The following is a 12,544-nucleotide window of genomic DNA, read 5'->3' as shown; positions in this document are numbered from 1 at the left end:
CGACTTTAAAAGATGACGTCCATTCAGAAACCTGACTGGTTGCGCGTCAAAGCCCCCCAGCGCGAGCGCATTGGCGAGGTGGCCGACCTGCTGCTGGACCTCAAGCTGAACACTGTTTGCCAGGAGGCAAGCTGCCCAAATATCGGCGAATGCTTTGCCGGAGGGACCGCGACGTTCCTAATCATGGGGCCCGGCTGCACCCGCGCCTGTCCCTACTGCGATATCGACTTCGACAAGAGCGTCCGAGAACTCGACCCAACTGAACCCCAACGGCTCGGGGAGGCGGTCTCCCGGCTTGGGCTCAAACACGTTGTGATCACCTCAGTGAACCGCGACGACCTGGAAGACGGAGGCGCCTCTCAGTTCGTGGCTTGCATCGAGCAGGTGAAGCAACACTCGCCGCTCACCACAATTGAGCTGCTGATTCCCGATTTCTGTGGCAATTGGGATGCGCTAGCCACGGTGATGGAGGCATCACCCCATGTGCTCAATCACAACATTGAGACGGTGCCGCGGCTGTATCGCCAGGCTCGTCCGCAGGGAATCTATGAGCGCTCCTTGGAACTCCTCAAACGGGTTCGTGATGGCTGGCCACGGTCTTACAGCAAGTCGGGATTAATGGTGGGCCTCGGCGAGAGCGACGCGGAAGTGATCGAGGTGCTTCGCGATCTAAGAGAACACCGAGTTGACATCGTCACCATCGGCCAATACCTATCACCAGGCCCCAAACACTTGAGCGTGGACCGGTTCGTAACTCCGGAGCAGTTCGAGAGCTACCGCCTCAAGGGAGAACAAGACCTTGGGTTTTTACAGGTGGTCAGCACTCCGCTCACGCGCAGCAGCTACCACGCTGGAGAGGTGCAGAAACTGATGACCATTCACCCTCGCTGAACGCTCCAGCTCAACACCAAGAGCAGCAGTGACTAGGTCTGAACTAAGCCTGAAGACTTCCCTCAACAGGCTTCCACTCATGCAGCGTCCAGTCCACCAGGTTCCTGGCAATCATTGGATCAGCAGCGATGAACGCTTTTGCTGCCTTGTAGCTGTCAGCCTCGAAGACCAATAAACCTCCCCCACCCGGCTTGTGTTGGTCATCCACAAGAAAACCACTGGCCATGGCACACCCTGAGAGCCGTTGAGCCTCAACCCAACGGCGATGGTCATGGCAATGAACGCGACGCTGCTCAGCCGATAACGATGTCATCGCTGCGGTAAACGTTTCCTGCTTGATAAACCAGGGCATGGCGATAGGGACAGTACGGAGCAATCAGGCTGCAACCACCTCACGCGCTTCAAGCCCCATCGCTGCTCGCTCGCTTGGGGGCACCAACAACTTGAACAACGACTTGGCGTTGGTCCAATCCGAAAGCAACGCCTTGGCTTTCTCACTAGAGGTGGTGTTGACATGAGCCTCAAGGAGTGATTTCAGCAAAGACTCCTGTTGTGGGGTGGTGATGCTGACCACCTCCACGATTTCAGGATTCACGCGGGCCTGGACGCCGCCCGCTTCATCCAACAGGAACGCCACACCTCCGGTCATGCCGGCACCCACATTGCGACCGGTGCCTCCCAGCACCACAATCACGCCTCCGGTCATGTACTCGCAACAGTGGTCCCCGGCTCCCTCAACCACGGCGCGAGCTCCGCTGTTACGAACGCCAAAGCGTTCTCCAGCCCGGCCATGGGCAAAAAGCTCACCCCCAGTGGCGCCATAAAGACAGGTGTTGCCAAGAATCACCTGATCGCCAGGGTTGGCGACACCATCACCAGGCACGAGAGTGATCCGACCACTGTTCATGCCTTTCCCGACGTAGTCGTTGGCCTCACCCTCCAAGCGCATGGTCATGCCTTGAACAAGGAAGGCCGCAAAGCTTTGGCCGGCAGCTCCGCGGAAGTTCAGATTCAGCTGCCCCTTAAAGCCACGATTCCCATGGCGCTGAGCGATCTCGCCAGCGAATCGTGCACCAACACTGCGATCGGTGTTAACAATCTCGATCGTGCGGCTGAGAGAGCCATGGTTTTCGACAGCAGCCATGAAGCCTGCATCAGCGAGGAGATGATCTTCAAGAATCGGACCATTCCCATGGGCTTCAGGGCTGTGCTTGAGCCAGGAGCGGTCGTTGGCGTCTCCCACTGGAGCCAACAAGCTGGAGAGATCCACGCATTTGGTCTTCTCAAGCGCAACGGAACGCGGCTGCAGCAGCTCGCTGCGTCCAATCAGATCTTCAAGACGCGCCACTCCCAAGACACTCATCAATTGACGCACCTCTTCCGCCACGTACCAGAAGAAATTCACCACATGTTCGGGCACACCGGTGAAGCGTTTGCGTAGCGCTTCTTTCTGCGTGGCCACGCCTACGGGGCAGTTATTGGTGTGACAAACACGGGCCATGATGCAGCCCTCAGCGATCATCGCTACAGACCCAAAGCCATATTCCTCTGCGCCGAGCAGGGCAGCGACGACCACATCCCAACCGGTCTTGAGACCGCCATCGGCACGGAGCAAGACGCGATCACGCAACCCGTTCTCCAACAACGATCGATGCACTTCGGTTAGGCCCAGCTCCCAGGGACTGCCGGCGTGCTTGATCGAGCTCAGCGGCGATGCTCCCGTGCCGCCATCGTGACCAGAAATCTGGATCACATCGGCATTGGCCTTCGCCACACCAGCCGCGATCGTGCCGATCCCAATCTCAGCCACCAACTTGACACTCACAGGGGCTTTGGGATGCACCTGGTGCAGATCATGGATGAGCTGGGCGAGATCCTCAATGGAATAGATGTCGTGGTGGGGCGGAGGCGAAATCAGCGCAACGCCGGCTTTGCTGTTGCGCAGCCCAGCGATATACGCGTCCACCTTTGGCCCAGGCAGTTGGCCACCTTCACCAGGCTTCGCTCCCTGAGCCACCTTGATCTCAAGTTGCTTGCCGCTGCGCAAATATTCCGCTGTCACCCCGAACCGGCCCGAAGCAATCTGCTTGATCGCTGAGCAGGCGGTGTCACCATTTCTCAGCCCACCGATGCTGGGGAAAGACGACGAGCGACCATCTCCATCCACATCATGGAGAACCTGAAAACGAATCGGGTCCTCACCACCCTCACCGCTATTGCTCTTCCCGCCAATACGGTTCATGGCCACGGCCAACACCTCATGGGCTTCTCTTGAAAGAGCTCCCAGGCTCATGCCGCCTGTACAAAAGCGAGTACATAGGCTTTCGGCACTCTCCACCTGATCCATCGGCAAGGGCGTCGCAGCCAGCTTGAACTCGAGCAAATCGCGAAGAGCTGTGACCGGCCTGTTTTCCAACAGGGTTTTGTAGGTGGAGAAGTGGTCGTATCCAGGACCAGCTTTAACGGCACTGTGCAGAGCCTTCGACATCTCCGGGCTATTGAGGTGGTACTCACCACCCGTGCGGTATTGCACAAAACCCATGAACTCAAGCTTGCTGCGATTCAGCTCAGGGAAAGCCTTGGCATGCAACGAGAGCGTTTCATTGGCAAGCTCTGGAAGCGTCATCCCAGCAACGCGACTGGTCGTCCCCGCGAAAGCCTTTTGAATCACATCGGCGCCTAGTCCGATGGCCTCAAAAATCTGAGCTCCGTGATAACTCGCTAGGAGCGAAATACCGATTTTGGAGAGGATTTTGCGGAGCCCATTCTCAAGGGACAAGCGCACATTCGCCTGGGCCTTATCGGGATCCAAAGATTGCAACTTGCCTTGTTCGATCCGCTTCTGGGTCTTGGGATGAGCGAGCCAATGGCGCGTCGTTTCCCAGGTGAGCCATGGGCAAACAGCGCTGGCGCCATAACCAATCAGGCAAGCCATGTGATGGGTGCTCCAACACTGAGCGGTCTCCGAAACCAGCGAACAGTGGAGTCTCAATTTCTGGCGCAAAAGGTGGTGGTGCACCGCTCCTACCGCCAATAAAGCGGGCATCGCCACAGTGGTGGCCATCAGTTCCGCAGGCTGCCCGTCAGCATTCACGCGGTCCGACAGAACCAACACCTGAGCGCCATTGCGGACCGCCTCTTCCGCCTGTGAGCAGAGAGCATCCACGGCCGACTGCAGCCCACCCGCGCAGGCTTCGACTGCAACCTGGGTCGAGAGGGATCGCACCACTAGCCCTTGATCAGACAGAGCACTCAGCTCCTCCTCATTGAGAACTGGAGTATCGAGGTGAATCAAGGCCGCGGCCGCGGCCTGAGGCTTCACAGCAGGCCGCCTCTGCCCTAAGTGCATCTCCAAACTCATGACCAATTTCTCTCGCAGGGGATCAATCGGTGGATTGGTGACTTGAGCGAAGCGCTGCTTGAAATAGTCGTAGAGAAGGTGAGGCTTGTCGGAGAGCACCGCCAAGGGGATGTCATCACCCATGCAATAGGTGGGCTCCTTGCCAAGACCTGCCATGTCCTCAATCACAAGATCAAGATCTTCTGCGGTGAAGCCCATCGCCGTTTGCAAGCGCAGCAAATCAAGCTCACTGATTTGACAGTCTTGAGTCCAAGGCTGAGCCGAAACGGAGCGGCGATACTGCTTTAACCAATCGCCATAGGGAAAACGTTGGGCCGCGTCTTCCTTTACCGCCCAATTGGTCAACAGCTCGCCGCGCTCAAGATCAACGGCCACCATCTGACCTGGACCTAAGCGCCCTTTTTCAACAACAGTCTTTCCGCTGAGATCCACCACTCCGGTCTCGGATCCCATGATCACGAACCCATCAGCCGTTGTGCACCACCTCGCAGGCCTCAGCCCATTGCGATCCAAGGTCGCGCCCACGCGCTTCCCATCCGCAAACACCAACAATGCTGGGCCGTCCCATGGCTCTTGAATCCCGGCATTGAATTCGTACATCGCCGTGACATCAGGGCGGCTGTCGAGATCGGGCTGATTTCGGAAGGCTTCCGGCACCAAAGTGATCAAGCTGTCGGTGATTGAGCGTCCACTCCTCACCATCAGCTCAAGCGTGGCATCAAGATTCGCTGAGTCGCTGAAATCGGGGTTCACAACCGGGATCAAGTCGGCTGAAGCTTCACCCCATACGTCTTCCAAGCCAGCTTCTGATGCCTTAGCCCAGTTGAGATTGCCCAACAACGTATTGATTTCACCGTTGTGACCCAAGAGGCGCATCGGCTGAGCCAACGGCCAGCGGGGAAGCGTATTGGTGCTGAAACGACGGTGGTAGACCGCAAAACTCACAGCAAAGCGAGGGTCACGCAGATCGGCGTAGTACTGGGCGAGAACCTCGGAGCGCACCATCCCCTTGTAAACAACAGTTCGACCACTCAGGGACGCGACGTAAAAATCGCGAGCGCCTTCGGCTCCAAATTCCTTGCGAACCCTGGCTCCAACACGACGGCGCAGGCGCAAAAGCAGAGATTCCAGAGCATCAGCATCAACATCTCTCTGCACTAACCACTGCTGAATCACAGGTGCTGTTTCACGCGCAAGCGGGCCCAGAACCGCTGAATCGATCGGAACCTCGCGCCAGCCAACGGACGTCAGGCCAAGGGCCTGCGCCTCTTGATCACAAAATCGCTGAACGTCGGCACGGCGGCTGGGATCTTTCGGCAGAAACATCATGCCGAGACCGTTGGCATTCGCAGCTTCTGGCCAAATCGCTCTCAAGTACTCCCAGGGGATTTCGCACAAGACGCCTGCACCATCTCCGGAATCACCATCACCACCGCACCCACCCCTGTGCTCCATGCAACCCAAACCACGAAGGGCCTGCTGAAGCACCCAATGACTGCGCTCACCCTGCAGCTGTGCCAGAAAACCCACACCACATGCGTCCTTCTCCCCGGCAACCGCAGCAGGTGCACTGCTGTCGCAATAGGGCCAATCGGAACCGGTGAGTTGGGTCATAACCTGCAGTCGAGACGTACAACAGCAACGGCATTCGCAATCCGTAGCTGGTTGAGCTATTCCGGATCCTAAGGATTCGCCCACCCCAGCTAGCGTCGAGTCATGGATGCAGCAATGCCACCTCCGCCGCCAGTACCCAGTGCGGAGGTTCGCCTCACTGATCAGTTCAGTGGAGATCGCCTAACGATTGGCGGCATCAACACCTCGAGCTCATGGCTATGGCAGGGCGAGGGAGCAACAAACCCAAAGCGGCTCTGGCTACCTCTCGATCTCCTGATCGGGCAGATCGGATTTCAGCGTCAATCCGATGAAGGCGGAGAACGTCTCGAGTGGTACGGCGTGCAACTGCCCTTGAGCGGTTTGCAGCAACGCACGATCGGGGATGAAGTTGCCCTCGATGCACTGCCCTGGTTGAACGCGCTTGGGGTTCAAGTGAACCGAAGCAAGAACACTCTGAAAGTGGAGCTTCCCCAACCCCATCTGAAAACACTCAGACAAGGCAAAGGAAGCAGCGCCAATCGTCTCGTGATGGACCTCAGTGGGCCTGCCCTCGTTCAGCGCCAGGGCGATGATCTACTCCTACAAATAAAGATCACGCCTCTGCAGGAAAGCCATCTGCGCAGGATTGGCTTGCAAACACGACGGGGGCAGGGCGGGCTGAAGCTGCTGGGCCAATCGAGCAAGCTTTCGACCTTGACGCTTAAAGAGCCATGGCGGGTTGTTCTAGACGGCATCACCCCCACAAATCCGTCGACAAGCCGGCGTCAGTACCAAGCCTTTCAACGTGCGCTACTCGCCCCAGAGATGCAAGGTCCGATCAAGAAGGGGTTGGTTCTTGATCAGCGCGTGGTTCAAGTTGGCGTCAAGCCCATAAGGCTGTACCGAGCTGGCGTTCAGCACAACAGCTCAGCTCTGCTTTTACGCCCGCTTGCCCCCAGCCATGCCCAACCCGGACTGCGCTACCTCAATCAGTTGGCGCAACCTGCCAAAGCGCTTGTGGCGGTGAATGGAGGTTTTTTCAACAGAGTTCGCCAACTTCCTCTTGGAGCTGTTCGTCTTAACAACGAGTGGCTTTCAGGTCCAATCCTCAACCGAGGGGCCATCGGCTGGGACCGCAACGGCCCCCTGATGTTTGGACGCCTGCAGTTGATCCAGGAGATGACCGTGGTTGGGCAACGTCGCTGGCCTCTTGGGATGCTTAACAGCGGCTATGTCCAACGCGGACTCAGTCGCTACACCAGGGCTTGGGGCCCAACGTATCGCGCGCTCAGTGGAGAAGAGCAAGCGTTGACACTCAGGGAAGGGCGTGTTGATGCGGTGTACGACCAAGCCGCCCTCGTTCGCGGAGTCCCTTTGCCTTTAGGGGGAGACCTGATCGTGGCCCGAGGAGGAACGGCACTTCCAGCTCAGGTTGGGGATGCAGTGACCATCAACACCCGCAACTCAAACCCGTTGGGTGAACGTCCTCAAGTGCTGGGGGGAGGGCCCCTTCTCCTAGAAAAAGGCAAGGTGGTTCTGAATGGACGCCAGGAAGGCTTTAGCCCTGGCTTTCTTGCCGGTTCAGCACCGCGCACCGTTGTGGCTCAAGACAAGGATCGGCTTTGGCTCCTTGCCGTCAAAGGCGCCAATGGCAGTGATCCCACCCTTCTGGAAACAAGCCTGGCGCTAAGTCAACTTGGGATAACGGAGGCACTCAATCTCGATGGGGGCGGCTCAACCACCATGCTCATCGCCAATACAACAGTGATGACCGGGCGGGGCATCACTCCACGCGTACAAAACGGTCTTGGCTTTGTGCGTGCTGGATCCAAGGTGCTGGCAAACTGAGTTCATCAGCATGCGAACGGCTATGGGCGCCACGTTCTCCATCAGCGCCTCCGCTGCGGCGGAACTCGGTCGCCAGGCTGCGGTAGCAGGGACTCCAGGATTGATGCACCTCGACTTGGTATCCGGAAGTTGTGAGCAACACGTGATCCGCTTGCGCCCAGGGCATCTCGCAGGAATTGCCATGGCTCGAGCCGACGGAGTCACGCTTCACGCTCCAGAGGAGCAACTTCATCTACTGGAAGGTCTTTGCCTGGATTACCGCGGCGATCTGAGTGGCGGTGGCTTTCTGATCAGCCCCCAGGACAATGTGCGTTGCTGTCTATGCGGGAGTGCATTTTCCCGCTGTTGAGAAGAAAAGGTCGGATGAACCAGTATGGTGACGGATTGTCGAACTAGGTCGGGTCTCCGGCCGCATCCCGACCGTCGATGCCAACCATCCAGCAACTAATCCGCCACGAGCGTCAAACCCTCAAGGCGAAAACAAAATCTCCTGCGCTTAGGGCTTGCCCAGAGCGCAGGGGTGTATGCACCCGCGTGTATACCTCCACTCCGAAGAAGCCGAATTCGGCCCTACGGAAAGTGGCCCGTGTTCGCCTCACCTCAGGATTCGAGGTCACGGCTTACATCGGTGGCATTGGCCATAACCTTCAGGAACACTCCGTGGTCCTCATCCGTGGAGGACGCGTTAAAGATCTTCCCGGTGTTCGCTACCACATCATTCGTGGAACCTTGGACACCTCTGGTGTCAAGGATCGCCGTCAATCCCGTTCGAAGTACGGCGCCAAGGCGCCCAAAGAGTGATCCTCACTCTTTCCACTTTTTTCACCCTGTTACTCCCCTCCTAACGGTTCATGTCACGCCGTAACGCTGCAGTCAAACGTCCGATCCTGCCGGATCCACAATTCAACAATCGCCTCGCCACGATGATGGTGGCTCGGTTGATGAAGCATGGGAAAAAGTCCACCGCCCAACGCATTCTTTCGGATGCTTTTGGATTGATCGGTGAACGCACCGGTGGTGACCCCGTCGAGCTGTTCGAAACGGCAGTCAAAAACGCGACTCCACTTGTAGAAGTGCGTGCACGACGTGTTGGTGGCGCGACCTATCAGGTTCCGATGGAAGTTCGTCAAGAACGGGGCACAGCAATGGCCCTTCGTTGGCTTGTGAATTTCTCAAGAGCCCGTAATGGTCGCAGCATGTCTCAAAAGCTTGCTGGAGAATTAATGGACGCTGCGAACGAAGCCGGTAGTGCGGTCCGCAAGCGGGAAGAGACCCACAAGATGGCTGAAGCCAACAAAGCTTTCGCCCACTATCGCTACTGATCTTCAGTCAACCTGATTATCTCAGGTTGACATGTAGAGTCACATTTGCTTTTAACGCCCCACCCCGGAGTATCCTGTGGCACGCGACTTTCCCCTGGAACGCGTCAGAAATATTGGTATTGCAGCCCATATTGACGCTGGTAAAACAACCACCACTGAGAGGATTCTTTTCTACTCCGGTGTGGTGCACAAGATTGGTGAGGTGCACGACGGTGCAGCCGTAACCGACTGGATGGCTCAAGAGCGTGAGCGTGGGATCACGATTACTGCCGCTGCAATTTCCACAAGCTGGAATGACCACCGGATCAATATTATTGATACTCCTGGACACGTTGATTTCACCATCGAAGTGGAACGCTCCATGCGCGTTCTCGATGGTGTGATCGCAGTTTTTTGCGCTGTTGGTGGCGTGCAGCCGCAATCAGAGACGGTGTGGCGCCAAGCCGATCGCTATTCCGTGCCACGGATGGTGTTTGTTAACAAAATGGATCGGACTGGTGCCGACTTCTTGAAGGTTTTTGGACAAATCAAGGATCGCCTCAAGGCCAATGCGGTTCCCATTCAGCTTCCGATTGGAGCCGAAGGCGAACTCAGCGGAATCATCGATCTTGTTGAGAACAAAGCCAATATTTATAAAGATGATTTAGGCCAAGACATCGACGTCACAGATGTTCCGGCAAACATGAAAGATGAGGTTGACAAGTGGCGCAACATTTTGATGGAAACGATTGCAGAAAATGATGAAGATCTCATCGAAAAGTTTCTGGAATCAGGCGAACTCTCAAATGCTGATTTGAAGCAAGGCATCCGTACTGGAGTTCTCAAGCACAAACTAGTTCCTGTGCTGTGTGGTTCAGCCTTCAAAAACAAGGGTGTTCAACTTGTTCTCGACGCGGTTGTTGATTACCTTCCAGCTCCGATTGATGTACCTCCAATCCAAGGACTTCTGCCAAACGGCAAAGAAGCTGTTCGTCCATCCGACGACAGTGCACCCTTCAGTGCTCTGGCCTTCAAGGTGATGGCTGACCCTTACGGAAAGCTCACTTTTGTTCGTATGTATTCAGGCGTCCTTGAAAAAGGGAGTTACGTCTTGAATTCGACCAAAGACACGAAAGAACGCATCTCTCGTCTCGTTGTGCTGAAAGCTGACGATCGCGAAGAAGTTGACGCCTTGCGTGCTGGAGATCTCGGTGCCGTTCTTGGTCTCAAGAACACAACCACCGGAGACACCCTCTGCGCAACAGATGATCCGATCGTTCTGGAAACACTTTTTGTGCCAGAGCCGGTTATCTCAGTTGCGGTAGAACCCAAGACCAAAGGCGACATGGAGAAGCTCTCCAAAGCATTGGTGTCTTTGGCCGAAGAAGATCCCACCTTCCGGGTCCGTACCGATCAGGAAACGGGACAAACCGTGATTGCGGGCATGGGCGAACTCCACCTCGAAATCCTGGTGGACCGCATGCTGCGCGAATTCAAAGTGGAAGCCAATATCGGTGCTCCTCAGGTGTCCTACCGAGAAACCATCCGTGGTTCATCCAAAGGAGAAGGGAAGTTCTCCAGGCAAACCGGTGGTAAGGGCCAATACGGTCATGTCGTGATCGAGATGGAGCCTGGAGAACCTGAATCAGGCTTTGAATTCATCAACAAAGTTGTTGGTGGCACCGTCCCTAAGGAATACATCAAGCCAGCAGAGCAAGGCATGAAGGAGACCTGCGAGTCAGGCGTGATTGCTGGTTATCCCCTGATTGATGTCAAATGCACGATTATCGATGGGTCTTACCACGATGTGGACTCGTCGGAGATGGCATTTAAGATTGCTGGCTCCATGGCCTTCAAGGATGCGGTCAAGAAGTGCAATCCTGTGCTTCTTGAACCGATGATGAAGGTCGAAGTCGAAGTCCCCGAGGATTTCCTCGGTTCGGTCATCGGCGACCTTTCCTCCCGCAGAGGACAGGTTGAGGGGCAGTCCGTCGACGACGGAACGTCTAAAGTCTCTTCCAAGGTGCCCTTGGCTGAGATGTTCGGTTATGCCACCGAACTCCGATCCATGACTCAGGGTCGGGGTATTTTCTCGATGGAGTTCAGTCACTACGAGGATGTTCCTCGCAATGTGGCCGAGGCCATCATCTCCAAGAATCAGGGCAATTCCTGATCTCTACACTTCCTTAATTCACCCCTAGATTCTTTACCAAAATGGCTCGCGAGAAGTTCGAAAGGAACAAGCCCCACGTCAACATCGGCACCATCGGCCACGTTGACCACGGCAAAACCACCCTCACCGCCGCGATCACAAACGTGCTCGCCAAGAAGGGGATGGCCGAGGTTCAAAATTATGCCGACATTGATGGTGCTCCAGAGGAGCGCGAACGCGGTATCACCATTAATACGGCTCACGTTGAGTACGAAACGGATAAGCGCCACTACGCCCACGTTGACTGCCCTGGTCACGCGGACTATGTGAAAAACATGATCACAGGTGCTGCTCAGATGGATGGCGCCATCCTTGTGTGTGCAGCCACCGACGGCCCTATGGCTCAAACCAAGGAGCACATTCTCCTTGCCAAGCAAGTTGGCGTTCCCGCCCTGGTTGTTGCACTAAACAAGTGCGACATGGTTGATGACGAAGAGATCATCGAACTCGTTGAGATGGAAATCCGTGAGTTGCTTTCCAGCTATGACTTCCCCGGCGACGATATTCCTGTCGTTCAAGTCTCTGGCCTAAAAGCCATCGAGGGCGAAGCAGAATGGGAAGCCAAAATTGAAGAACTGATGGCTGCAGTGGATGAAAGCATCCCCGAGCCAGAGCGAGAAATCGATAAGCCATTCCTGATGGCGATCGAAGATGTGTTCTCCATCACTGGACGTGGCACCGTTGCAACGGGTCGTATCGAACGCGGCATCGTCAAAGTGGGCGAAGAAGTCGAAGTCGTGGGCATCAGAGATCCCCGCAAAACCACTGTTACCGGTGTGGAGATGTTCCGCAAACTGCTCGACGAGGGCATGGCCGGCGACAACGTAGGTCTCCTGCTTCGCGGCATCCAGAAGGAAGACATCGAGCGCGGCATGGTGCTCGTAAAGCCCGGTTCCATCACCCCTCACACCAAGTTTGAGGGCCAGGTCTACGTGCTCAAGAAAGAAGAAGGGGGCCGCCACACACCTTTCTTTGCTGGCTACCGCCCGCAGTTCTACATCCGTACCACCGACGTGACAGGTCAGATCACCGCTTTCACAGCGGAAGATGGCTCCAACGTTGAAATGGTCATGCCTGGAGACAACATCCAGATGACTGGTGAGTTGATCTGCCCAGTTGCTATGGAATTGGGCATGCGCTTTGCTATTCGCGAAGGTGGCCGCACCATCGGAGCTGGCGTGGTCTCCAAGATCATCGAATGATCTAATCCTCAATCCCTGTAAGGGTCAGGCTGACTGCGGTGAGACCGTCCCTTACAGTTCTTGAGTGGAAGAGCTTCATTGCCTGAGGCTCTTCCTGTCCGAACCTAGACAATCCAACTTCTCGGTCTCTTTTTAG

The 12,544-nt window shown here is 56.1% G+C and carries 9 protein-coding genes; 7 read left to right on the top strand and 2 right to left on the bottom strand.

All coding sequences use genetic code 11. The annotated features are described in order from the left end of the window. Window positions 1-21: 21 nt before the first annotated feature. A complete protein-coding gene (gene lipA / locus SynMVIR181_RS02055) occupies window positions 22-891 on the top strand; it encodes a lipoyl synthase (RefSeq protein ID WP_186590447.1) in 870 nt (289 codons plus the stop codon). A gap of 43 nt (window positions 892-934) precedes the next feature. On the opposite strand, the gene SynMVIR181_RS02050 is transcribed toward lipA, so the two are convergent. Together SynMVIR181_RS02050 and gltB are read right to left on the bottom strand one after the other, a co-directional pair. Next, window positions 935-1,243, bottom strand: a complete 309-nt coding sequence (locus SynMVIR181_RS02050; protein ID WP_186589820.1) for a YciI family protein — start codon at window positions 1,241-1,243, stop codon at window positions 935-937. Window positions 1,244-1,267: 24 nt separating this feature from the next. Continuing rightward, window positions 1,268-5,866 carry a glutamate synthase large subunit gene (gene gltB, locus SynMVIR181_RS02045; protein ID WP_186589819.1) on the bottom strand — a complete coding sequence of 1,533 codons (4,599 nt, stop codon included), beginning with the start codon at window positions 5,864-5,866 and terminating at the stop codon, window positions 1,268-1,270. A gap of 114 nt (window positions 5,867-5,980) precedes the next feature. Here gltB and SynMVIR181_RS02040 point away from each other — a divergent pair, with 114 nt between their 5' ends. The 6 genes from SynMVIR181_RS02040 to tuf all read left to right on the top strand — a co-directional run bounded on the left by SynMVIR181_RS02040 (window position 5,981) and on the right by tuf (window position 12,408). Then, window positions 5,981-7,693 (top strand): phosphodiester glycosidase family protein, encoded by a 1,713-nt coding sequence (locus SynMVIR181_RS02040; RefSeq protein ID WP_255444371.1) that lies wholly within the window; start codon window positions 5,981-5,983, stop codon window positions 7,691-7,693. 22 nt (window positions 7,694-7,715) lie between these two features. Further along, a complete protein-coding gene (locus tag SynMVIR181_RS02035; RefSeq protein ID WP_038014828.1) occupies window positions 7,716-8,042 on the top strand; it encodes an AIR synthase in 327 nt (108 codons plus the stop codon). 77 nt (window positions 8,043-8,119) lie between these two features. After that, the gene (gene rpsL / locus SynMVIR181_RS02030) at window positions 8,120-8,494 is read left to right on the top strand and encodes a 30S ribosomal protein S12 (RefSeq protein WP_186524549.1); all 375 of its coding nucleotides are present in this window, start codon (window positions 8,120-8,122) and stop codon (window positions 8,492-8,494) included. Window positions 8,495-8,544: 50 nt separating this feature from the next. Next, window positions 8,545-9,015, top strand: coding sequence for a 30S ribosomal protein S7 (gene rpsG, locus SynMVIR181_RS02025; RefSeq protein WP_186524548.1), 471 nt, complete (start codon window positions 8,545-8,547; stop codon window positions 9,013-9,015). Window positions 9,016-9,091: 76 nt separating this feature from the next. Beyond that, the gene (fusA, locus tag SynMVIR181_RS02020) at window positions 9,092-11,167 is read left to right on the top strand and encodes an elongation factor G (RefSeq protein ID WP_186589817.1); all 2,076 of its coding nucleotides are present in this window, start codon (window positions 9,092-9,094) and stop codon (window positions 11,165-11,167) included. 41 nt (window positions 11,168-11,208) lie between these two features. Beyond that, on the top strand, window positions 11,209-12,408 hold the full coding sequence (gene tuf / locus SynMVIR181_RS02015; protein ID WP_186589816.1) for an elongation factor Tu: 1,200 nt from the start codon (window positions 11,209-11,211) through the stop codon (window positions 12,406-12,408). The last annotated feature ends 136 nt before the right edge of the window (window positions 12,409-12,544 follow it).

The organism is Synechococcus sp. MVIR-18-1 (assembly GCF_014279835.1).
Lineage (GTDB): Bacteria > Cyanobacteriota > Cyanobacteriia > PCC-6307 > Cyanobiaceae > Synechococcus_C.
This window is presented reverse-complemented; position numbering and strand designations above follow the sequence as displayed.